The following is a 24,944-nucleotide window of genomic DNA, read 5'->3' on the forward strand; positions in this document are numbered from 1 at the left end:
GGGTGCTGCGATGAAAGATACAGAGTTGGAACAACTGTGGCGGCAAATAGACCAGCAACTGGATCATGATGACGACACGGACTTGACCACTTTTTTAGCAGACCAAGGCATTCAAGCCGCATTGCCTGAATCGGTGAGAAATCAAGCGACCCATCTGCTGACACAGTCTTTTGCGCAAACTGCTGTGGGTGCTGCAGAATTTTTGGGCAAATACCAGATCATTGAGCCGATTGACAGTGGTGGTCAAAGTGAGGTTTATCTGGCCGAGCGCTCAGATGGGGTCTACCAACAAACGGTGGTGATTAAATTCATCAACCACAGTTTTGAAGCCACTGAACAGCAACAGTTGTTTCTGCGAGAAATGCAACTGTTGGCAGACTTGCACCATCCTGGAGTGGTCACCATCATTGATGGTGATGTGACCGAACAAGGCCAACCGTGGTTGGTGTTGGAATACATTGATGGCCCACACATCGATCAATTTTGTGTTGAAAACGAGCTGACAGTGACAGCTGTGGTTCGCTTGTTCAGTTTGCTCTGCGACAGTTTACAATTCATCCACCAGCGGCAGGTGCTGCACAAGGACTTGAAACCCAGTAACTTATTGGTCAGGGAAATCAATGGAGTTCCCCATCCGGTGCTGATTGATTTTGGCATTGCCATGAATGTGAATGAAAAGGTGGCCATGAATCTCGGTACCCGCGGATTCAGCGCGCCTGAACAGGTGGCCGGTCATGACCTGGATCAACGCAGTGATTTGTATGCATTGGGGGTTTTGTTTGGCTATTTGTTATTGGCCAGAGAAGGTCAATCGGTGACTGTCAATGATGCCCGCGACATTCATAATGCACTGGCCCATTCCGCTGTACCCAAAGATTTACAGCAGATGGTGAAGCAGATGACAGCCCCAGAGCCATCCAAACGTTACCTCAGTGCAGAGGCGGTTCGGTCTGACTTGAACCAGTGGCTGTTGGGGCATCCACTGAGCTTTGATCACCATAAATTGACCGCAGTGCTGAAAAAAACGGTGAAACGACACCCATGGGTCACCACTGCCATGATGTTGGTGTTGGTTTTAGCTGTTTGGTTCACGGCCAAATACACCCGCGATACCCAACAACTGCAACAATTGACCATTGCAGAAAAGCACGCCACTGATGAGTTGATGAACTTCATGCTGGATGACCTGTTTGAAAATCTGGAGCGGATTGGACGCATTGATGTGTTGCAATCGGTGGCATTGAAAAGTGTCGATCACCTGGCCAAACAAGACCCCTTGACCCTCGACCAGGCCGGTCACTTTCAGACCGCTAAGGCCTACATCAATACCGGCAGGGTCTTTGATCACTTGGAACAATCGGACCAGGCGCAGGACATGTTCCAGGCAGCCAACGAACACCTCATAATCGCCAACCAATCCCCTGGTGGCGAGATGAAGTACTTGGATTTGCTGGCCAGACTGAGGGTTTACCAAAGTCAAGTGTTGCCGTCTTTGGGTCAGGAGCAATTAACGGCGGCCGTACTTGAAGAGGCGATCGCTGCCATGCAGCAATTGATTCAGATCAACCCACAGGCTGATCTGATGCCGCTGTGGGAGGCCCGTTTGGAATTGAGCTATCATCTGATGGAGTATGCCCATGAGCAACAAGCCAACGAACAAGTTAAGATGGTGGTAGAACTGGCCACCCAACAACTGAAACAACACCCACAAAACACTTCATGGTTCTTAGCGAACTCACAAAGCAAGCAAATGAAAGCTTGGTATGAATTGGATTTTGGTGATTTGCAACAAGGCATAGATGACATCAAGTCAGCCATTGGTTTTGCAGAAAAGAGTATCCAGCTGGACCCGGAAGACTTGAAAAAACAAAACAATTTGAGAATCCTCTACAACCAATTGGGCTTTTTCTATTTGTCAGCTGAACATCAAGATGCGGCCAAAGCGGCGGTGATGGAGGCCATCAGATTGGGAGATGATTTGAAACTCAAAGCCCCATTCAACCTGGAGTATGCCCGGGAACATGCTTATTCCCACACCACGGCGGGTGAAATACAACAAGCTGAAGGAGATCTGGCTCAGGCCCTGGAACATTTTCAGTTCAGTTTATTGGTGTCCCAGAATAACCACCAGCAAGACCCGGATAATTATTCAGCGGCCAATGACTTGGCTGTGGATACCCTTTTGGTGGCTGATTTAAAGCAGCAGTTGGGGCAACAGCAACAGGCACAGTTGATGTTTGAATCGGTTGAACAGTTGATGCAACCGGTGCATGCAGCTGAACCCAACAACAAATATTACACCCACACATTATTGGTCACGCTGCTACACCTGAAACAATTTGAGCGGGCCAAACCATTGTTTGATGCCACGGTAAAAAATGACTTGGTGGATTATGCTGTGGAACAATTGTTGGTCAAACACCAACTTCAACATTGGTTGACTTCAACGAAAGAGTCAGTCGGTGATAATTGATTGGATGGCGTATTCGCTCCATGGCCACTGTGATAGGGTGGCATTGATTTGTTTTACAGAATGGTCATTGACCTGTAAGACGATGTTGACTTTTTGATACATGAAGACCCTCGTCAGCGAGCCAGAAACGGTCTGTAATTGGCCAGGTTCAATGGCCTGAGCAGAAGCAATGGTTTGTTTGGCTCTCTCAAAAGGGTCATTAATCGGCCACAATGAACTGAAGGTGAGAAACAGAATAATCCCCATAATCCAATAGGCTGTATTTGATTGGTTTTGGACTTGAGCATTTGGTTTCATGTCATGATTATATGTCAAATGCTTTGGATTGCTTCATTTTTCAGCCATAAAAAAGGGGCCGGTTCGGCCCCTTGATGTGGGTGGTTGGGTCGGTCATAAGTTGAAGCTGAACCAGATACCAAAATCACCGTCGCCATGTCGCCAGCCATCGTGGTATGGGTAGTAGGCATAGTAGTCGCGGTAAAAGCGATCATCATGGTAGCTCATGCACCAACTGCCTTCATGCCAGTGACCATAACCATAGCCTGGTCGGTCAAAATAGTGTCCCAGACCACGCAGTGGGCGAAAGCGGTACACATCATCGTAGTAGGCATTGTAGTTATACAAGTGGCGATAATGGTTGCGTAAAAACCTGCGGTGTTTTTTCAACTGCCTTTTCCACTTTTTGTAGTGTTTCTTGGGCTTGTAGTAGTTGTGGCTGATGTAACCATTGTTGCGGTGGATGTAGCCATAATGGCGACGTTGGTTATACGGTCTGCTGTTGTGGTGGTAGTTGCGGTTATCAAAGTGGCGGTTGTTGCGATAATCGCCGTTGAATCCACGGTTGTTACCATAGTGATGACCATTGTTGCGGTTGTTGTTTCTGTGGTTGTTGTGGCCATAGCCATGTTTGTTTGCACGGGCTTCATTTCGGCTGCTGTGCGCACCTTGGTAGTGCCTGTTTTTAGCGGCATTGCGGTGTTGGTTATGGGCCTTGTTTTTGTGGCCACTGTGGTTCTTTTGGGCGTGGTTTCGCTGGTTTTTGTGGTCGTGATAACCACCGTCTCTGCTGCGATCTGCCAGGGCAGAAACACTGAACACCAATGCGGTGAGGGTAAAATATGTTTTGAAAGATTTCATGCTTGAATCTCCTTTTTGTTACTGTGCCATTCAATTTACGGCAGTCGACTGAATCGAAACTGAATACGCGTTTGCTGTTCAGAAAGCGTTAAGCTAAAAGGCCCTAACTGCTTGTATTAAGGTGTTTTTAGCAGTGGTTTATTGGATACATGATTGATACAATCTTGTGGTTATTAACCATGAGCCTGCTATGAAAACTTTGTTATCAGTCATGTTGTTGTGTGCCACAGCAGCCATCTCACAACCACAACTTCATAACCAAAAACACCATGAGTGGCTGATCACCAATGCCATGATTGTCGCTGGCGTGGGCACGCCGGCCGAAGGACCTTATGACATCCACATCAAAGCCGGCCGGATTCATGCCATCAGCGGTGCCAAAGACGATGCGAAAGTGCGTCAGTTAGAGTTGGTTCAATTGGATGCCGAGGGCGGCTATGTGTTACCTGGTTTTATTAACATGCATGCGCACACCATGTACAATCGGGCAGGCATTGATATGGCGCAGCCCTATCAGCACTATCTCTGGTTGGCCAGTGGTATCACCACGGTAAGGGATTTAGGCAGTGATACCAAAGTTACTTTAAAAGAGAGAGAACAGAGTGCTGCAGGTGAAATCATTGCGCCCAGGATGTTTGTTTACCCAGGTATCTGGGGCAACCAGCGCAAAGAAGACCTGGATAAAACCATCAAAAAATACCATAAACAAGGAGTTGATGGCTTGAAGTTCGGCATGATGGATAAAGAAACCTTCCACCACGCATCAAAAATCGCCGCCAAATACGATTTAAAAATAGCTAACCATGTCGGTGTAGAAGACATGACCGCTTGGGATAACATCGAAGCAGGAACCACCACGATAGAACATTGGTATGGTGTGCCCGATGCGGCTTTGAAAGGGGTACAAAACTTTCCACCAGATATGAATTACTCCAATGAGCTGCACCGTTTTCGCTATGCCGGTCGCTTGTGGCAAGAGGCTGATCAGGAAAAGTTACAAGCGGTGTTACAGGGCATGGTCGATGCCGGCGTGGCATGGAACCCAACTTTGGTCATTTATGAGGCTTCACGTGATTTACAGCGGGCCACTTCCTCACCCTGGTTCCAGGACTACCTACATCCGGGTTTAGAAAAATTCTTTAAACCCAGTGCCGATTCACATGGTTCGTTTTTTTGGGGATGGACCTCAACGGATGAGGTTTATTGGAAAAACAACTACCAAATTTGGTTCAAAGCGTTGCGAGATTTCGCTGAGAAAGGCGGCATCATCACCACCGGTGAAGACGGCGGTTACATTTACCAGCTTTTTGGATTTGGTTACTTACGTGAACTGATGTTGCATCAAGAGGCAGGTTTTCATCCATTGGAAGTGATCAAACATGCCACGGTTAATTCAGCCAAGGTGCTGGGTGAGGGTGATCGCCTTGGTCAGGTGCGGATTGGATACAGCGCCGATTTGGTTATTATCAATGGCAACCCGATGGCCGACTTATCAGTTCTTTGGCCGAGGAACATCAAGCCCTTGACCGGTGATGAGTCTACCGGCGGTATCCTGTGGACCATCAAAGCAGGGGTTCCTTACCACGCACCAACCATGCTTAAAGCAGTACGCGAGATGGTAAAAACATCGAGGGCAGAACACAAGATTGGTTATTTGGTGGATTGATACATGTCATATGTTCTACAACTGACATCAGTTCAACAGGACATAATAAATTATTTTTTGGAGTTCATATGAAATACTTACACACCATGATTCGGGTCAGTGACTTGGATAAAACGGTTGATTTTTTTGTCAATAAATTAGGCTTTGTCGAACGTTCGCGGCGTGAAGTCGAAGCAGGTCGTTTCACTTTGGTGTTCCTGCATGCGCCAGGTGATGAGTCGGCAGAAGTTGAGTTGACCTATAACTGGGATGAAACCGATGGCTACTCAGAGGGTCGCAACTTTGGTCATTTGGCCTATTTGGTTGATGACATTTATGCCTTGTGCCAAAGTTTGATGGATCAGGGTGTGACCATCAACCGACCGCCGCGTGACGGCCACATGGCTTTCATCCGCACACCGGATAACATTTCTATTGAACTGTTACAAAAAGGGGATGCTTTACCACCACAAGAGCCTTGGGTTTCGATGCCAAACGAAGGCAGTTGGTGATCAGCAGTCTGAAGTTTAAACCGAGAGGTTTTGGTAGCCAATAACCAGCCAAGTAAGAAGCACCAACATTTGTGCCATAAACACTGCGGCAGAACCCATGTCTTTGGCGCGACCGGCCAATTCGTGGTGTTCTTCGCCACAAACCAAGTCGACAATGGCTTCAATTGCCGAATTAATGATTTCAACCAACAACACCAGCAAACATGAGCCAACCAATAAGATCAATTCGATAGGTGTTTGCGCCAACCAGATGGCCAGGGGAATAAGTACCAAACAGAGGTAGATTTCCATTCTGAAAGAGGCTTCAGCAACATACGTTGCACGAAGCCCCTTGAATGACCACTTCATGGCCTGGTAGATTTGTTTGGGTCCTCTGAACCCCGAATCAGGCATCTGTTATGACGCGTTGATTTTATAAACAACGTTGGGTTGTTTGACTGCTTTGACCTCATCCATGCGCCTGACCACTGTGGTGTAAGGTGCTTGTTTTAAATGGTCGATATCGGTTTTGGCTTTTTCCAGGATCTTAGCCATGGCTTCAACAAAAGCATCGATGGTTTGTTTAGATTCCGTTTCAGTGGGCTCAATCAACAAACATTCAGCCACCAATAAGGGGAAGTAAACGGTTGGTGCGTGCATGTCTTCATCCAACAAAGCTTTGGCCAAATCAGAGGCCGTTAAACCCAATTCTTTGGCTTGTTTTTTCAAGGTTACGATGAATTCATGACTGGCTCGGCGCTTTTTAAAGGCCAGATCGAAACCAACAGCTTCTAAACGTTTCATTAAGTAGTTGGCGTTCAAAGTCGCGAACTCTGAAATACGCTGCATGCCTTGCTTTCCATTGAGTAGGGCATAGACATAAGCCCGCAAATTCACCCCTGCATTACCAGCAAAAGTAGACAGTTGACCGATGCTTTTAGGTGCATCTTGGGCTGTTACAAAATGGTAGTTGCCGTCTGTTTTTCCGACATAAGGAACCGGCATAAATGGCAACAATCGTTCACTCACACCAATGGCCCCTGAGCCGGGTCCGCCACCGCCATGAGGCGTTGAAAAGGTTTTATGCAGATTCATGTGAATCACATCAAAACCCATGATGCCTGGATTGGTCTTACCCAAAATGGCATTCAAGTTGGCACCGTCGTAGTACAGCAAGCCGCCGGCTGCATGGACTTTTTCAGCAATGATTTTAATTTTTGATTCAAACACCCCCAAGGTCGAAGGGTTGGTCAGCATGATGCCCGCTGTTTGTGGCCCTAACACCGCGTCCAAAGCATCCAGATCGACGTTGCCGTCTTCATCGGTACGAATTTCTTTGACTTTATAGCCGCACATGATGGCGGTGGCAGGGTTGGTGCCGTGGGCCGCATCAGGAACAATGATTTCACGGCGCTCAAAGTCTTTGCGGTCATCGTGGTAAGCCTTGATCATGGCGACGCCAGAAAACTCACCTTGTGCACCAGCCATGGGTGTCAAAGAGACCCCTTTCATGTTGGTTACCGCTTGCAGGATTTGTTGTAAATGATACATACAGGCCAAATACCCCTGTGACAAACTTTCGTGAGCCAGTGGGTGTCTGGCTAAGAATTCGTCTTTCATTGCCAATGAGTTACAAGCCCTTGGGTTGTATTTCATGGTACATGAGCCCAGTGGATAAAAGTTGGTGTCGATGGCGAAGTTCTTTTGGCTTAATTGGGTGTAATGTCTGACCACATCCAGTTCGCTGGCTTGGGGCATGCCCAAACGGCTGCCGCGTTGGAATTGCTGTGGAATCAGATGGTTGACATCGACCTCATCAGGCGATTGTGCTGTGGCTGTTCTGCCAGGCATGGACTTTTCAAAAATTAACATGATTTAACCCTTAAAAATCGTAGTAAAACGAAGCATGGTAGTTTCGTCCTGGGGCATCAAGCCCGGACGCATGTTCGCGGTATTTTTTATCAAAAATGTTCTCGACACCCAGTCTGATTTGACTGTTGATTGCAGGGCGCCAAGTGAAGTGGGTATCATATACCACAAAGCCACCTGTGCCAAATGGATTGATGCGTGCATCGCGTAAATCTCGCGCACTCAAACGGTCCTGAGTTTCAGCAAATCGAACTTGTGAACGCAAGTTCCATTCTGTACTGATGTCTTGTTGGTAGCCTATCACACCAAATGTCGGTGGAATGCGATCAGCTGGCCCTTCGCCATCACTGGTGTCTTCGGTACCGTGGGTGTATGTGACGTTGGCGAATAAGTGACCACCATTATCAAAGTAGTAGTTCAGTTCTGATTCGATGCCATAAATATCAACTTCGTTGATGTTTTGTGACTGCACCACGATGCGCTCATCTGCAGTCAATTCGCCGGTTTCAACCGAAGCTATGACGTCTTGGTAGCGTGAGACGAAGGCCACTATCTCAGCTTGCCAACCGTTGCCAGCGTGCTTAAAGCCGACATCGAATGACAACACCGATTCGGGATCCAAATCTGGGTTGATTATGTTGAAGCGGTTGCCAGAGCGTTCACCCACTTGGCCCAAATCAAATATATTAGGTGGCCTGAAACCACGACCAACATTAACAAAAACACGGTCTGCATCATTGATTTTATAGAGCCAACTGGCGTGCCAAGTGAAGTCTGTCAAGTCCAGTTGATCATCGCTTATTTGTGGGCTATTCAAATCAATGTCATAGTCGCTGAGTCGTCCACCCAAAGTCAGTTCGTGGTCACCTAAGTATTGGTGCCAGTCAGCATAGATGGCGAATTGTTGCATTTTTGATTGATCAGGGTATCTAGGGTCTCTGGGTACTTCGGTACCATCTGCCAAAACCCGCTGTCTGGCACTGGATATGGTATCAACATAGGTATCAAAACCATAAACCAGCATGTTGGTGTCATTGATGGCTTTGTTCCAGTCAGCCTGCAAGCTCAACAGTTCGCTGTTGTTCTGTTCGGTATCCGTGCGGTTGCCAGATAGGGGTTGGCTGAATCGGTTGTCGGTAATTTTTTGATAGGCCACATGGTAGTTTGCCATGTCATACCACCCAGTGGGATTGGCTGAGGTGTACTTAAGATGTGAAAACAACCGTTCATTGGGCTGAAACTCAAACACCCGTGATTCTGGTTCGCTTTCACCAAAACCGGCCACCAAATTATCAACCCGTGGTGTTGAAGGCTGGTGGGTGTATTGAATGTCAAAAATCCAATTGGATGAATCGGAGGTGTTGAACACCCACTTGTTGTTAATTGAGCGTGAAGTGTAAGCAGTAAAAGGAATGTTTTGGCCAGAGCCAGTGGTTCTTTGACCGATGTCTTGGTAACTGATGCCTATGGTTGAAGCAATCTTGTTGTTACCAAAATCAGCGCCGGCATGAGAAATCCACTTTTCATCGGCTGAATCCCATGAGCTATAGACTTGACCAGTGATGTCCCACTCACTGCTGTAAAACTCAGGTGTATGTGTCAGTACATTGACAACGCCACCCAGCGCATCACCACCATAGAGCACGGAAGACGGGCCTCGAACCACTTCAATTTGTGAGGTCATAAAAGAGTCCACCAGGGCCAGGTATTGGTTGGGGGCATTGCGGAAAAATGCTGTGTTCAGCCGCATGCCGTCTACCAAGTGTACGTTTTGTGAGCCTTTTAAACCACGGATAATGGGAATGGCTTGGCCGGGCGTGGTTTGTTGGATGTAAACACCAGACTCCTGGCGCAGTAAATCAGGTAACAGGGTGTTGGGTTTGTTCTTAATCTCATCCCTGGTTACCACTGAAACAGCAGTGGCCGAATCATTGGTCGAGGTTGCGGTTTTGCTGGCAGTAACCTGCAAAGGTGCCAATGTTTCAATGTCTTTGCTCTGGTCTTCTTCGCCAGATATTTCTTGGGCAAAAGCATTGTTGGCAATTAACAACAGTAAAAAGGTGTATTTCATGGGCTGTTTTTTGGTCAAAGGCTGGGTAATTTACTACGCAAATGGACGAGAATCAATAGTCCGAGAGTGATATTCTGCGGTATCTATTGATGACTTGAGTTATCTGAATGGTAGCTGAATGAAACACTTCAAAACAGTCGACCACGAGGGTCTCAGCTGGATAATTCACAGAGGCCATTTGGCCAAGAAAAGTGGATCAGGTGCTGGTTTGATGTTCTTGAAACTTTTTGATTTCCTTAACGGTTAAAACATATGCTTTGCGGGCATTTTTAATGTTTTTTAAAACAGCCTGCGTGTTCTTTTCGATGGCCGCCGCTTCAACCTGTTTACAATAGTGGCTGAAACCGCTGGCACCAATGTTGGCACCCGTGGACTTCAGGGTATGCGCAATGGAACGCGCCTCGCTATAGTCCTGAGTTTGGGCAAAGGTGTTGAGTTTGTTTAACATGTTGGGTGACTCTTGTTGAAACAGATCCAACAAAGAGTTAGTTTCATCACCCATAAAAGATTGAATCTCTGCCAATGATTTCACATTGAGCCATTTGGCATTGATGTCTGTGTCTGTGGTTTTGGCTTGGGTTGATGTCAGCTTGGTTAGCTCATTAGTTTTTTTTTGAGCGGCCAAAGGGTCCCATTTTTTTAAGGTTTTTTCGAGTATGTAGCGATTCAATGGTTTAGACATGTAATCATCCATACCTGCTTCAAGACATTTTTCCTTGTCACCTAACATGGCATTGGCTGTCATGGCTATGATTGGGGTGTGATTGAGTTTGTTATTTTCCTCATACTTGCGGATTCTTCGGGTACAAAAATAACCATCCATGACCGGCATCTGACAGTCCATTAATATCAATCGGTAGCGTGTTTTTTTGGCTTTATTCAGCGCCACCATGCCATTCTCTGCCACATCAAAAGGAAAGCCTATGTAGTCAATCAACTTTTGTGCCACTTTGAGGTTCACCTCATTGTCTTCAACCAACAAAATAGTATCTGAAATGTCTGCTGTTGATTTTGATGAGTTGGTTTCACCTGCTGTTTGTGCTTGCTCTTCATCTATTTCACCATCGGCCTCTTCAGCACCATCGCTGCCGAAAGAGCCTTGGGCCTCCTCTTGTTCCTCATCCAACTCCATGACTTCTTCGGGAAAGTAGCGGCGCTCGAACTCACCAATCACCAGCTCTATGTCCTTATCTGGATGAATCACTTGGATGTTCTTAAATTGCTTCACCCCGGCAATGTGGCCGCCGGTAGTTAACGCACAAATCCAAACATCGTCTAATTCACCTTTTTCCACCAACAAGAGCATTTGCCGGAATACTTTTGCATTGGTATCAAAATCAACGAATAAAAGTGATGTTTTACCGTCTTGAATACCACGAGCTGCTTGAACCCGAGACAGGGCATGCTGATAATTCAAAGAGGTTTGAACCGGTAAAGCGGCTTTTTCTAATCCAGCTTGAATGCGCTTGAATAATATCGGGCTGGTATTAAGTAATATGGCTTGGTGTTGGTGTATTTCAGTGCCACCGTGCATGGCATCACCGGCTGATTTACCCAGCGGTATTTCAAACCAAAATGTGCTGCCTACCCCTTTTTTAGACTCCACGCCCATTTGACCTTTCAACAGTTCAACAATTTTTTTACTGATGGCCAGGCCTAGACCGGTGCCCCCAAATTTTCTGGTTGAAGAGTTATCGGCTTGGGTAAAAGCGTTGAATAGTTTTTCGGTTTGGTCTGGAGAAATGCCTATGCCTTGGTCTTTGATAGAAAAGCGTATCAACTCTTTGCTGCTGAAGTTTTTGACTTTTTTCACATCGACAACGATTTTACCGTGGTCAGAAAACTTTATGGCGTTAGATAAAATATTGGTTAAAACCTGCCTGATTCGAATGGGGTCACCACGCAACAAAGGACTTATCTGGTCATCCAAATTGACCGAAACATCTAAGCCTTTGCGTTCAGCTGATGAACCTAAGCTGTCAATCACTTCTTCCACCACTTTTCTGATCTTCAGCCCTGTGATTTCCGTGGTCAATTTACCTGCTTCAACTTTCGAGTAATCCAATAAATCATCAATCAGCTTTTGCATCTGCGTAGCTGAAGTGTGGGCTGTAGTCAGGTAATCTTTTTGAAAGGCATTGAGTTCGGTATCCATTACAATGTCAATCAATGGCACGATTCCATTCAATGGGGTTCTGATTTCATGGCTCATGGTGGCTAAAAATTCCATTTTCGCCATCTCTGCTGCCGACAAATCAACTTTCAGCTTTTTGATTTGTTCTTTCAAAACTTTAGATTCATAAGCCGCGTCTTCGGCTTTTTTGATTTGTTTTGCTAGGCTGGCAGGCAGTGGATCGTTTTTCTTTTTCTTTGGGCTCAGTTCCGCGGCAAGAAAATACTTGATGGCCGCTATGAAATAGCTGGCTATTAAAACCACCACAAAGGCGAACAGTAAAGGACTTGAGAGACCAAGTTGTTCTCGTGGTTCCAGCAGCAATATGATGAAAAAACTGAGCAATGGCAATGCCACACATAAGCCAGTTTTCTTCAATTTGAGTTGGGTAAACAGCAACAGTCCGGAAAGCCAAGACAACAGCAAGGCACTCATTACCGGTGCGCTGGTCTCATCAGTTAACCAAAAACTCAAGGAAAGCCAAAAGCCCGCAACAGCGGGAGTAATCCAAGAGACCTGTTGGGCAAATACGTCATCAAATCGATTTTTGATGACAGGCAGAGTAAAGGCATATCCAGCGCCCATGGTTAGTACGAACAACAGCATGGTGAATTGAAATTGACCCACTTCAACCCAAACCAGCAGCAACATCAAAACAGCCAACAAGCTGAACAACAATGCTTTATTTTTTAAATGTCCCATCAACAGCTACTCCATAATTAACCCAGCAGTGTTCGTGTATCGTAGTCACCTTGTTTGTTCATGTGCAAATGACAACGCCACAGATACGCCTCTCATTCATAAGATTGTAGCGAAATATCATTTAGCTCGATAGTGTTTTTTAGTAACAATTTGAAAAATCACAGCCAAATCATTGTAATTGATGCAAAAAAATAAAATTATTGCTTGAGCAACAATGCTGTAATGACTTTTTTAGCCGCATTGAAAGAGAACCATTTTTCAACATTCTTGATGCCACCATCAGCTATTTTTTGCCAAAGTTTGGGGTCTTCATAAAGCTCAATAACACCAGCTGCGAAAGTCTGGGCATCATCGGCCATGATGACATCGTGTCGGTGTTGTGTGTACATGCCTTCAACAGCCACTTTGGTTCCCACCACGGGCTGACCATAACTCATGCTCATGTTGACTTTGCCTTTTACTCCAGCGCCAAAACGCAAAGGCGCCACAGCTATTCTGGTTTGTTGCATCAATGGCTCAATGTCTTCAACAAAGCCATGGTATTTGATGTTAGGTTGATCGCCTAATGCGATGATTTCTGGAGGGGCTTTGGAGCCAACCACATGCAACACAACATCTGGGATGGCCTTGAGAATGGTTGGAAATATTTGTTCAACAAACCACAACAGCCCATCTACATTGGGGGTGTGTTGGTAACCGCCAATGAACAGCAATCCAGCACTTTTCTGATGCCCCACGTGACCGCCATAAACTTCATGAATGTTGGAAAGAACCGCCACATTCAGATCTGGTCTTTCGCTGGCGAGAACTTGTTGTTCATAAGGGCTAACCACCAAGGTTAAGTCACTGTTTTCCGCCACATATAGCTCTTTGTTTTTGGTATCTTTTGCTGCTTTGAGCGCAGCTTTATCGTGGGCCAGCTCGGCCATTCTGGTTTCACGCAAATAATGCAAGTCCACTGTGTCAAACCAAATTTGGGCCTCTGAACAATAAGTCTTCAGCAGCGGCAAGATTGGATTGGCCACATAGTAGCGGCTCAGAATCACGGTTTCATAGTAGCTGCCTTTGGCTTTTAAATACGCAACAGCCGTTGGGTATTCAGGTGCGTAAATACAATTCACCCCCATTCTTTGCAAGTCTTGGGTGTAGTTTTTGAAATGTGCCATATTTTCAGGCACAAAACTGACTTGGTGTCCTAGGTCAATAAAAATTTTCATCAAGTTCATCATCCTCAATGAGCCAGAGTCTTGATCAGGGGTTGGTGTACAGGCATCAAAAATCAGCACGCGCTTGGGTTTGTTTTGAAACCGAGCAAGCTCAATGTCAGCACCTGGATTAGGCTGACGTTGTAGTTCAGCCTGCCATTTTTCTAAGAACTTTTGTTGGTTGATGACTTGGTATTTTTTGGTACCAGAGGTGAGATCCGTGCCGGAAGATATACCCTCAAAATGTATCACTTTACTCATCGGCTGGTAATAAACTTTCAACCCTGCTTGGCGTACTTTGAATGCCAAATCTGTGTCTTCATAGTAAGCGGGTTTGTAGCGCTGATCGAACTGACCTAAATCAAAAAAGTGCTCGGTGCGTAACATGATACTTGCACCACTGATGTAAGTGGCTTCTCGTAAATGTTGATACTCGGGTGCATTGGGTGAATCTAAGCGGCCATAATTCCATCCTGAGCCATCACTGAAGACGATACCCCCAGCTTCTTGTAGGCGGCCATCAGGATAAAGCAACTGGCTGCCAACCAAGCCCGCATCAGGGTAGGTGTGGAAGGTCAAAACCAACTCATCCAACCAGTTATTGATCACTTCAGTGTCATTGTTCAGGAACACAACATACTCACCTTTAGCGAGGCTGGCGCCGGTGTTACACGACTCGATAAAACCGCCATTTTGTGGTTGTCTGTGATACTTGATGCCAGTGACTTGCTTGATGGCCTGTTCGGTTTCATCGGTTGAACAGTCATCTATGACAATGACTTCAAAGGTGGTTTTATCAACCAGTCGCGCCAAAGATTCTAAACAGTGGTAGGTGTGTTTAAATTGATTATAAACCGGCACCACAATACTTACGGTGGGTTGATTGGAGCCATTGATTGTCAAAGGTTTAAAATCAGCAGCAACCTCATGCGCTTTTTCCAGTTGTGGTTTTTTAGCTTTCTTGAGTTTGTTTTTGGCCAGTACAACTGTTTGTTTCAAGCCCCTAGACCGCAAGCTGTTAACGACCCTCTTTGGAAGGCCTTTGATTTGGTTGGCACGAAACCGGATGGCGTTTCTTTTATGGCGCAAATAAGTGGTACTCTGGCGCAAGGGATGGGTGATGCGCCATGAGCGGCTGTTCAACATTTCCTGAAGTTGTTGTTGGGTGGCATCGAGCTGCGTTTCAGCGGCTTGCTTTTCGTTAAGGAGTTGGTTATTGTCTGCAATTAACTCATCGTGATGAGTTTTCATTTCATTGACTGATGTAATCAACTCTTTGGTTTGTTCTATGTGTTGTGATTTTAGCGCGGTGTTTTTATCAGACAGTTTTTGAATTTCATCGCGATTCAAAGCTATGTTTTGCTCGAGGTGTTTGACATGTTCCGATAAGTCTTGGGCCCAACCGGTTTTTTCTTCTAGGTTTTTTTCGATGGCAATGTGGCTCTGTTTGAGTCGTTCGCACTCTGCCAGTGTTTGTTGCAGTTTGCCCAGAGTTGGATTGGGTTGTTGTAACCCAAATGTGTGGTATTGGCTGGCTGCTTGATCGGTCGGTAGTAGTTGTTGGAAAGCCCGCTTGGTGGATACCAATTCAGGCTGATCAGTCTCTAATGCACCCAAGCTGAGTGTTTTGAGTTGGTCAACATCTGTTTTCAAGGTGTTGATGGCTTGGGCCAGTTGAGCAACGGAGTTGGCAAAAAACTGGCCGTTGACACCGGCTTTGATTCTGTTGCGAAAGGCCCCACGTTCAGTAGCTAATACTGGTATACCGCTCATTTGTAATTCGCTCAAGGTATAACTGAATGTCTCGGAGGCTTGTGATGCCAAAACAGCAATTTGTGGTGAAATTACCTGTAATGTTTCGGTTAATTTGTCGTTGTCATAATCTTTGATTACTTCGGTGTTTGGTAATGTTTCAAACTCACAGCCAACAACACCAGCCCCCAACAAAATAAATTGTACGTCTTGTTGATTGCTAAAAGCTTCAATACAGCCTTTGATTAAGTTTTGTCCTTTGGGTGGGCTTATTCTCCCAAGGACCAATACCGTAAATGGCTCCTTGCTTGGCTCGTAATTGATGGCATCCAGTTTTTCAATGGCATGAGGAATAATCAGGGTTTTCTCATAAACATCACTGTGCGGCAGTTTCAGTAAATTTTTTTTGACCGAATGATCAGGTGCGACCAGCTTGATGTTGTCTTTTGCCAGCAAATGATTTTGAGCCTTTTGCCATTGTTCGAGTTGTTCAGGACTGATGGGCCCAAAGGGTTCATTAGCAGTTAATTTGAGCGCGTTATTGATGACATCTTGGCTGATTGAATCGGCATCTAATTGAGCATTTAGTAACGGCCAATGGGGGAAATAATCGTGTAAAACCCGCAGCGTGGGTAAACCGGTATTCAAAACATCCATGGCATGACCAATCAGCGATGAAACCACCACCAAATCGACCTGCCACTGTTTGATGATGCTGTTCAGAATGTGTTGGTATTCAGTGTGTTGAACAACCGTGCTGTCGATGCTCGCAGCCAGTTGAAAAGTTTTTATACAAAGGCCATCTGGACCACCCCAGTGTAAGCTGAATTGTTCGCCATGTTGTTGGCGGTAAAACTCGCCATGACTGACCAAAACCAAATGATTCACTTCATTGTGATCTTTAATAAAATGATCCAGCCATTGATGCACACCACCGCCCCAATCCATCACCACATGCAGGGCGATGGGCTTGCCATCTATATTGGGGTATTGTTGTTGCATGATGAAACGGTTGAGCTCGTCAATGTATAGGTGGATGTTTGCCAGTGGGTGTGTGGGTAATGGGTGTTGGTCGCCCACCTGAAAAAAATCAGGTGCATCAATGAAGTCGGTGCTGGGCTGAACGTCTACCACCAAGTTGTTGACTGCGTAACGAGGTATATCCTGTTGCGCCAACACCTGTTTGTTGCTGACAGCAAAGCAATGGTCGTTGATGCTTTTGGTTTGAAAGTAGTGCGGCTTTTGCAACACAAAAAGAGCACTGTCTAGCTGTAATAAGGAGCCGTTAAAGCGTTGCTTAATAGGCGAGAGAAAGTGGTTTGAAATATTCAGAGCACTGATGAGCTTGATGCTTTTATCTTGCCACATCGGTTGTAACAAACGCGTTTGCCAGTGTGAAGGCAGTTGAGCCTTGTTGTTGATAATGATGATGGGATTGTCATCATTAATTGCTGTGTGGATTTGCTTTTTCAGTGCATCATTGAAGCCGTCACAGGTGCTGGACAATGCAAAACCCGAATGTTTATTTTCGGCACAGTTGTAAGAGACTATATGAACATTTTCAAACATCCGCGCATTCTACCAAAATTCAGCATCGCGGGTCGCTTTTATAGTTTCAGGTGGTATTTAGTAGAATAGATATTGGCGCAGCTAATACCAACCACTCATTAAAAAGCCCCGTCATTAAAGCGAGGCTTTATGATTCGCTGCGGCCTGATCAGTTGAACATTTCTTTCGGTAAAGACTCTTGCTTGTAACCGGCAGGTACTTGAAACACGCTGTCATCCAAGTCGCTGTTATCAACATCTGTCAGATAGCCTTTTTGATCTTCCATGTTGTAATAAACGGGCAGTTTCTTACCCAGTGATTCAAAGTTCATGCTCTGGTCTTGGCCAAATTGGGAGGCCATTTTTTCAGCCGTCTTCATGAACTGGCTTAAACCGGCATACTCATCGGTATCCACTCCCAAGTCTTGGTAGTCTGCAACACAAAAAGACCCTGATTTTTTGCCATTAACCAACTTGACTGCTTCCTGGCAGTCAAAGCCGTTGTAGCTTTTGTTTTCACCACTCAGTTCATAGGTAGGCGCGGCAGCTTGTTTGGGCATTTGTTTTTGCATCATTGATTTAATCATGCCACGCATTTGAGCCCTTTGAGATTCTGGCATTTGAGCCAGTTGTTCTTCAACCATTTTGTCTATCATGGCTGACACATCACTCAAAGCAGCGATTTCCTTTTCGCCAAAAACCATATAACTTTTGTCCTGATGATTGATGATGGTAAAGGAATTGTCTTTGGCATCAAAAATCAATGATGTACTGTATTCAGCATCACTGGTCATTTTTGCCATGCCATCAGTTAGATACATTTTGCTCTGCTCTTGACCATCGGCGTTGTTGTAGGTCAAAGTTGAGTCTGCCATCGCAGCACCACTGAGCAAGGCCGTGGTTAAAATCAATTGTTTAAGTTTCATCTTTCCATTCCTGTTTTGAGAAAAACACCATTGTAGTCACAACAGTTTAATCTCATGTTAACATGCGGCATGTATTTTTGTGAACTGCATCAAAACTGCTTTGACCAAGAAAAAACACCCTAAAAATAGACAAACCAAGACCTTGCGAGCTTGGTTTATTCGCACTTGTCTGTTCGGCTTTGGGCTGATGACAGGGTTGTTGGTGCCGTGGTATTTTTACATCAACTACATCACAGACACCATTGTCCAAGATAAATGGGATGTGCCTTCCGTAGCCTATGCCAGGCCGCTGGAACTGTATCAGGGTTTGGCGTTATCACCCGAGGCATTGGTCTTTGAATTGGATTTGTTGGGCTATCGCGCAACCAATAAAAAACCACAAAGTGGTCAATACCAGTTTGCTAACAATAGCTTCATCATTCACTCCAAAGGCTTTCAATTTCCAGATTTAAACAGCCCTGCCCAAATCATTTCCCTGTCAATCAAAAACAACCAGTTGGCATCTGTCAGTCCACCTTTGGCACGCTTAGAACCTCACATCATTGGTCGTTTTTATACCAGTGATTTTGAAAATCGCTTACCGATTGATTTGGCAGCCATCCCGGACACCATGATTCGGGGTTTACAGGCCGTTGAGGACAGAGATTTTAAAAACCACCATGGTGTTTCATGGTTTGGCATCCTCAGGGCAGCAGTAAAAAACCTGTTGGCAGGAGAGGTGGTTCAAGGTGGCAGTACCATCACCCAACAATTGGTTAAGAATAAACTCAGCTACAACCAAAATTCATTGTTGCGTAAAGCGCATGAGGCCATGGCTGCCAGTATTTTAGAAACCAAAATGTCGAAAGCAGAGATCTTGGAGAGCTATTTCAATGAGGTTTACTGGGGGCAAGAAGGTAAAGCGGCAGTGCATGGTGTGGTGGAAGCGGCACAATTTTATTTTGCCAAACCGGTTTCACAACTGAGCATTGCTGAGCAGGCATTGCTGATTGGTATCATCAAAGGCCCCTCCTGGTATAACCCTTACCGTCAAACCAAGCGTGCTTTGTTGCGACGTGATGTGGTGCTCAAAGTGTGGTTGGATACTGGGGTAATTGACACTGAGCAGTATCAGATAAGCAAGCAAAGTGCTTTGGGTTTATCCAAATCGCGTCAGTTAAAAACTGATTTTGACGATTTTATGGATGTGGTTCGCAAACAGATTAACAGCCAATTCTCTCTCAGTGACCTGCGTCGTGATGGCTTGAGAATATTCACCACGATGGATCCATATGTACAATTCAAGACCACCCAAACTGCCCGCCAAACCAGGGCATGGTTGGATGATACCGTTGAAAGTGCCATTTTAGTCAGCGGCACCAATACTGGTGAATTGGTTGCGGTTTCAGGTTCGCAGTCTGCAGCCTCTCAATACAACCGGGCTTTGTTGGCCAAAAGACAGATTGGTTCGTTGATTAAGCCATTGGTTTATTTAGCTGGTTTGGAGCTGTTGCCTAATTTTGATTTACAGACCCAACTACAAGATGCGCCTTTAACCGTGACCACCCAAGACCAAAAAACCTGGCAACCAAAAAATTGGGATGGCAAAAGCATGGGCGCCATCAGTGCGATGGATGCTTTGATTTATTCTCGCAATCAGGCTACGGTCGAGCTCGGTATGAGAATCACCCTGACAAAATTCATTGGATTTCTACAACAAGTGGGTCTCCAAGTACAACGCAATCGCCACCCAGCGTTGTTCCTGGGGGCGATGGAGCTGACACCTTTTGAAGTGCAGCATGTTTTTGGTCTTTTCTCATCAAGGGGTGGAAAACAATACGTTAATTCCATCAGGTATGTGACTGATCAAAATAACCAAGTTTTGAGCCGCTCGCAACAGTCCACCAACCACCAAATTAGCGTTGAAAGTATAGATGCCATCAACCGCGCCATGCATTTGATCACAACGGCTGGAACCGCACGAAAGTTGACCACCAACTTTCAATTGTCGGGCCCCTTATTTGGTAAAACTGGGACCACCAATGCCGGCAAAGACAGTTGGTATGTTGGCTTTGATCGGCGCTACCTGGCCACTGTATGGGTTGGTCGAGATGACAACAAAGCAACACCATATTCAGGCAGCAGTGGTGCCTTGGTTTTGTGGGGGCACCTGTTCAAAAACTTATGACATTTTTTGTTCTGAGCTAATAACGGCTTGATTAATTTGTGGCAAAAGCTATGATTGAGCCCTATGCAAAGACAGAATAAAAAAAACCTCCTTAAAACCTATGCAGTATTGCTTTTGGCTGCCTTATTGCTGAGTAATTGTAGCAACCGCAAAGCCATTGATGTTGAAGACTCAATCCGCGACCCATCAGCAGAAAACGATTCCTTGATTCAGGTTAACCCGATGATTCCAGAAGCGGTCAGGATGCTGTTACTGGAGGCCGATGAATCAATCAGTCAAGGCCAGGGCTCTCAGGCCATCATGACTCTTAAGCGGGCCTTGTCAATCAGCCCGAACTCTGCTTTGGTCCAACAGCACCTGGCTGAGGCGTACTTGACCGAAGCAGATTACCAAGAAGCCCTTTACTGGTCGTCATTGGTGGTGAATCAAGGGCCTGACCAAGGTGAGTTGTGTGAGCGTTCACGTCGCACTCAAGCACTGGCTGCCGAACTGATGGGGCGGATTGATATACAAGCCACTGCTTTGGAATCTCTGATCAGTTGTTCGACCCGTAAACCGGCCCGCTTTTGATGTCAAAATACGATGAACTGTTAGGAGATGAAGGTTTATTTGCACAGCAGTTTGACTCCTTTAAATCAAGACCACAACAAATTAAGATGGCTGATCAAATTGCCCACGCCATTGATCAAAAGTCGGCTCTGATTGTTGAAGCTGGCACCGGCACAGGTAAAACCTTTGCTTACATGTTACCAGCTTTGGTTTCACAGCGAAAAATCATTGTTTCAACGGGTACCAAGACCTTACAAGACCAACTGTTCACCAAAGACATTCCGATGCTGGTGGATTTATTGAAAATCAAGCCAAAGGTCAGATTACTCAAAGGCCGCAGTAACTACCTGTGCCTTGATCGCTATCACAAAGCCGCTTTGATGCCTATCAGCCGGTATGCCGATAATCGAACCTTATTCAAAAAACTCAAAAGTTGGATTCATCAAACCACCGCCGGTGAAATTTCAGAGTTGGCTGGCTACATCGAAAACCGCATGATGATCAGTAACATCACCTCGACCCCAGAAAATTGTCTTGGTGCAGAATGTGACCACTACAACGACTGTTTCATGTACAAAGCCAGGCGCCGGGCTTTGGACGCTGATTTGTTGGTCATTAATCACCATTTGTTGTTTGCTGATATGGCCATCAAACAAGGTGGTTTCGGAGAGCTGTTGCCACAGGCAGATGTCATTGTATTGGATGAATCACATCAAATTCCTGAGATTGCTGGTCGGTTTTTTAGCCAACTATTCAGCTCCAGACAAGTCTCTGAACTGCTCAATGACTTGACCACAGAGGCCGGTGAGGTTGATGCTGCTTTTGCGGCCATTTCAGAACCCCATGAACAATTAAAAAGGGCTTTGCGAGATGCATTGCTGGCCATGAGTCAAATGCCAGAGCGGGAGAGCTCGAACCGTTTATTCCAAACCCCCATCATCATCGAAGCATTTGATTTACTGCTGCACCAAATGAATTTGTTGGTCACAGCAACAGAGCCGTTGGTGGTGCAGTCAACAGGCATACAAAACTGTTATTTGCGACTGACAGCCATGGGTGATTTACTGCAAGACATGATGCAACAGCGTGAGGATAATTTTATTTATTGGTTTGAGGCCAGGGAAAAGTATTTTGCTTTGCATAAATCTCCGTTGGAGATTGCTGATCCACTGACCGAATTCAGAACAGCGATTGACACCAGCTGGGTGTTGACCTCCGCCACTTTGACGGTGAATCAGGACTTCGACCATTACCAAAAACAAACCGGGTTTCATGATGCCGAAACATTGTTGTTAGACAGTCCTTTTGATTATCAGAAACAGGCGCTGATGTTGTTACCCAAAACGCTGCCTGAGCCGAATGATTTTGAGTTCAATCCAAGCATGTTTGAATATGTGTTGCCGTTGATAGAACAAGCCAAAGGTGGGGTGTTTTTTCTGTTCACATCACACCGTTCACTGCAGATGGCTGCTGCCTACTTTAAAGACAAGTCAAATAAGCCGCTGTTTGTTCAAGGCCAAAGTGATCGCAACCAAATGCTTGAGGCCTTCCGTGAGGCTGGTAATGGTTTGTTGTTGGGTGCAGCCAGTTTTTGGGAAGGCGTTGATGTGTCGGGTGCCGGCTTAAGCTGTGTAATCATTGATAAACTGCCCTTTGCACACCCCAGTGACCCAGTGCTCAAAGCGAAAATCGAACACATCAACAAACAAGGCGGTAAGGCATTTTATGATTTACAAATACCCAAAGCCATCATCGCCCTCAAGCAAGGGGCTGGTCGCCTGATCAGGGGTGAGGATGATCGAGGTGTTTTGGTGATTTGTGACCGCAGAATCACCAGCAAAGGATACGGCCCCAGTTTCCTTAAGTCCTTACCTGACATGAAGCGCACGCACGAACGCCAGGATGCCTTGGACTTTTTGGCGCAGATTGAAAGTGAATAGCTGAAATCATTGCGCTGCACTTGGGTCGATGAATTCACAGAAAATTAAGCTTCAACATGTTAACTTGGCTCAATGAAAGCCATGAACCCATTGTTAGTCTTGCTGATTGCCGCATCGGGCTTTATGACCAGTCCGGTCAGAAGCCAATCTGATGGCTGGTCCGTAGAATACATCCATGGCCCATCGCAAGTGGGTATTGTGGACAGCATCCCTGTGGACCTCAACCAAGATGGATTGATGGACGTTGTATCTGTTTCAATCGATGACGGTCAATTGCGGGCTTACATCAATCAGGGGAATTTGGCGTTTGAACAACAGGTAATCAGCGAAGATGTTATGGGTGCATTTAGGGTCAGTGCAACAGATCTAAATAACGATGGTGAAGTTGACTTTTTGATACCCTCAATTGAAACCCAAGAAGTAATTGCATTGGTTGCTGATACACAAGCTGTTCCTACGGGTTACCAAAGGCTGGTGATAGCGTCACAAGTATTGCTGCCCACGGACGCCCAAGCTGGTGACTTTAACGGCGACGGTCTGATGGATGTAGTCAGTGTGTCATTTGAAGAGAATGCGGTGCTGTTACACACCCAAAACAACCAGGGTGAATTTGCTACCAGTGTGATATCTGAGGCGCCATTGCGGCCTCGAAAATTACTGGTTGATGATTTCAACGGTGATGATAATTTAGATTTTATGCTGGCATCAGAGGAGGATAATAGCATTCGCCTATACAGTGGCGATGGGGTTTTAATGTTCAACGAAACTCTAATCAGTGATCAGCTCACAGGGGTCAGATACATCGCCAATTGTGACGTGCCTGGTGCCGAATTCCCGAATTTTGTAGCGGGTGTAACAGGCGCCAACCAAGTGATTCTGTTTGAAAACCAATCCAACAACAGCTTCGATGCAAAAGTCATCGATGGTGATTTGCCCGGTGCCAATGCCATGCATTGTGCTGATCTTGATCAGGACAACGAGCTTGAAATATTGGGTATTTCTACCATCTTTGGCATTATCTATCAGTATGATTTCAATAACACCTTCACCAAACAGGTTGTTGCCAGCAGCAGAGACGGCTACATCAATGTAAACACAGCAGATTTCACTGGCGATGCACAACCAACTGTTTTGACCCAAGCTTTTTTTGAAAGTCGAAATTTACTGTATGAACCCATAGATGCCAATCTTGAAACGGTGGTGTGGGAGGACTTTGCAGATGGGGCGTATTATGTAGAAGCTGATGATATCGATGCCGATGGTGACATCGATTATGCTTATGCTGCCTTCAGAGAAGACAAAGTTTATGTGGCAGAAAGCACCCCTCAAGGCTACCGTACACATGTGGTTTTTGAGCAGGTGGAAGGGCCACAAAGCGTCAGTTTGATTGATTTTGATGCCGATGGAGATGTAGATGTTTTTTCAGCCGGCGCCTTTGATGACAGTTTCAGGTACCATGAAAACATCGGTGCCTTTAATTTCAACACACAACTGATGACGGCTTCGGCCAACAATGCAGCCAGGCTGGTCTTTTTAGATGTCAATGACGATGAGCAGCTTGATGTGGTGACCAGTTCGTCTTTGGATGACAGCATCAGGTGGTTTGACTGGAGTGGCAGTCAGTTCACAGAACAATTGCTAGATAATCAAATGGATGGCGCTTTGGCGCTGGCAGTCAGCGACGTCGATGGCAATCAAAAACAGGACCTCATTGTAGGTAACTTCGCCGGCAACGACATCTGGGTTTTTTATAACTTGGGAAGCGGTAACTTCAGCAAGAGTCAGTTGATTACTGGTGTGGTGAAGCCCACCGTCATCATCGCCGCAGACTTCAACGCCAATCAACTGCCCGAAATCATCTTCAATGAGTCTCAGGTGGGGCGGCTTTGGATGCTGGGAGATCAAACTGCTGCATTCAACGGCCAAATCATTCATGACAGAGGGCAACCCATTCCTTCTTTTACTTTGAGTCCAGAGACCAGCCAGATAACTCCAGAAGTGATTGACGTCAGCAGCAGCGATTCTCAACTCATCGCGACACGCATCAATGCTGCTGGTTCTTTTACCAACCGGTTCTATTTTGACAACCAATTTGGCGCGCGCGACATCATTTCACTAGATAGAACCGACAGCGAAACTCAAACATATATAACTGCTTCTAATGTCAACAATGCCATCAAAGCGCTGCGCCGCATGGACTTGATCTTTGCCTCAGGTTTTGATGGGCCTTGATCAGGCGTTAAATGTTGACCTTGTGTAGCCTTGAGAAAAAACCTGGTAAATAAAGGTTTTGTCAA

At 45.8% G+C, this 24,944-nt stretch carries 15 protein-coding genes; 7 read left to right on the forward strand and 8 right to left on the reverse strand.

Going from position 1 to position 24,944, the window contains the following annotated elements; translation table 11 throughout:
- Positions 1 to 10 precede the first annotated feature (10 nt).
- Complete coding sequence (locus QNI24_RS01765; protein ID WP_267175697.1) at positions 11 to 2,473, forward strand: serine/threonine-protein kinase; 2,463 nt, start codon at positions 11 to 13, stop codon at positions 2,471 to 2,473.
- Here QNI24_RS01765 and QNI24_RS01770 read toward each other — a convergent pair.
- Together QNI24_RS01770 and QNI24_RS01775 are read right to left on the reverse strand one after the other, a co-directional pair.
- Entirely contained in the window at positions 2,456 to 2,770 is a 315-nt protein-coding gene (locus QNI24_RS01770; protein ID WP_267175698.1) for a hypothetical protein, read from the reverse strand. The genes QNI24_RS01765 and QNI24_RS01770 overlap by 18 nt on opposite strands.
- Positions 2,771 to 2,863: 93 nt before the next feature.
- A complete protein-coding gene (locus QNI24_RS01775) occupies positions 2,864 to 3,610 on the reverse strand; it encodes a hypothetical protein (RefSeq protein WP_267175699.1) in 747 nt (248 codons plus the stop codon).
- 190 nt (positions 3,611 to 3,800) lie between these two features.
- On the opposite strand from QNI24_RS01775, the gene QNI24_RS01780 reads away from it, so the two are divergent.
- Positions 3,801 to 5,276: an amidohydrolase family protein gene (locus tag QNI24_RS01780; protein WP_267175700.1), complete on the forward strand. Its 1,476-nt coding sequence runs from the start codon at positions 3,801 to 3,803 to the stop codon at positions 5,274 to 5,276.
- Positions 5,277 to 5,344: 68 nt separating this feature from the next.
- On the forward strand, positions 5,345 to 5,767 hold the full coding sequence (locus QNI24_RS01785) for a VOC family protein (protein WP_267175701.1): 423 nt from the start codon (positions 5,345 to 5,347) through the stop codon (positions 5,765 to 5,767).
- A 15-nt stretch (positions 5,768 to 5,782) separates the two neighbouring features.
- Here QNI24_RS01785 and QNI24_RS01790 read toward each other — a convergent pair whose 3' ends face one another.
- The 6 genes from QNI24_RS01790 to QNI24_RS01815 all read right to left on the reverse strand — a co-directional run bounded on the left by QNI24_RS01790 (position 5,783) and on the right by QNI24_RS01815 (position 17,991).
- Positions 5,783 to 6,160, reverse strand: coding sequence for a diacylglycerol kinase (locus QNI24_RS01790; RefSeq protein ID WP_267175702.1), 378 nt, complete (start codon positions 6,158 to 6,160; stop codon positions 5,783 to 5,785).
- A gap of 3 nt (positions 6,161 to 6,163) precedes the next feature.
- On the reverse strand, positions 6,164 to 7,618 hold the full coding sequence (gene gcvPB, locus QNI24_RS01795) for an aminomethyl-transferring glycine dehydrogenase subunit GcvPB (protein ID WP_267175703.1): 1,455 nt from the start codon (positions 7,616 to 7,618) through the stop codon (positions 6,164 to 6,166).
- 10 nt (positions 7,619 to 7,628) lie between these two features.
- Positions 7,629 to 9,686 carry a TonB-dependent receptor plug domain-containing protein gene (locus tag QNI24_RS01800; RefSeq protein WP_267175704.1) on the reverse strand — a complete coding sequence of 686 codons (2,058 nt, stop codon included), beginning with the start codon at positions 9,684 to 9,686 and terminating at the stop codon, positions 7,629 to 7,631.
- A gap of 196 nt (positions 9,687 to 9,882) precedes the next feature.
- Positions 9,883 to 12,561, reverse strand: coding sequence for a hybrid sensor histidine kinase/response regulator (locus QNI24_RS01805; RefSeq protein WP_267175705.1), 2,679 nt, complete (start codon positions 12,559 to 12,561; stop codon positions 9,883 to 9,885).
- A gap of 197 nt (positions 12,562 to 12,758) precedes the next feature.
- Positions 12,759 to 17,087 carry a glycosyltransferase gene (locus QNI24_RS01810; RefSeq protein ID WP_267175706.1) on the reverse strand — a complete coding sequence of 1,443 codons (4,329 nt, stop codon included), beginning with the start codon at positions 17,085 to 17,087 and terminating at the stop codon, positions 12,759 to 12,761.
- Between the two features lie 148 nt (positions 17,088 to 17,235).
- Positions 17,236 to 17,991 carry a hypothetical protein gene (locus QNI24_RS01815; protein ID WP_267175707.1) on the reverse strand — a complete coding sequence of 252 codons (756 nt, stop codon included), beginning with the start codon at positions 17,989 to 17,991 and terminating at the stop codon, positions 17,236 to 17,238.
- Positions 17,992 to 18,070: 79 nt separating this feature from the next.
- On the opposite strand from QNI24_RS01815, the gene QNI24_RS01820 reads away from it, so the two are divergent.
- The 4 genes from QNI24_RS01820 to QNI24_RS01835 all read left to right on the forward strand — a co-directional run bounded on the left by QNI24_RS01820 (position 18,071) and on the right by QNI24_RS01835 (position 24,879).
- Positions 18,071 to 20,158: a transglycosylase domain-containing protein gene (locus tag QNI24_RS01820; RefSeq protein WP_267175708.1), complete on the forward strand. Its 2,088-nt coding sequence runs from the start codon at positions 18,071 to 18,073 to the stop codon at positions 20,156 to 20,158.
- 63 nt (positions 20,159 to 20,221) lie between these two features.
- Positions 20,222 to 20,728: a tetratricopeptide repeat protein gene (locus tag QNI24_RS01825; protein WP_267175709.1), complete on the forward strand. Its 507-nt coding sequence runs from the start codon at positions 20,222 to 20,224 to the stop codon at positions 20,726 to 20,728.
- Positions 20,728 to 22,647 (forward strand): DNA repair helicase YoaA, encoded by a 1,920-nt coding sequence (gene yoaA, locus QNI24_RS01830; RefSeq protein WP_267175710.1) that lies wholly within the window; start codon positions 20,728 to 20,730, stop codon positions 22,645 to 22,647. Before QNI24_RS01825 ends, yoaA begins: the two co-directional genes overlap by 1 nt.
- A gap of 81 nt (positions 22,648 to 22,728) precedes the next feature.
- The gene (locus tag QNI24_RS01835; RefSeq protein ID WP_267175711.1) at positions 22,729 to 24,879 is read left to right on the forward strand and encodes an FG-GAP repeat domain-containing protein; all 2,151 of its coding nucleotides are present in this window, start codon (positions 22,729 to 22,731) and stop codon (positions 24,877 to 24,879) included.
- Positions 24,880 to 24,944 lie beyond the last annotated feature (65 nt).

This window comes from Marinicella marina, assembly GCF_030065545.1.
Classification (GTDB): domain Bacteria; phylum Pseudomonadota; class Gammaproteobacteria; order Xanthomonadales; family Marinicellaceae; genus Marinicella; species Marinicella marina.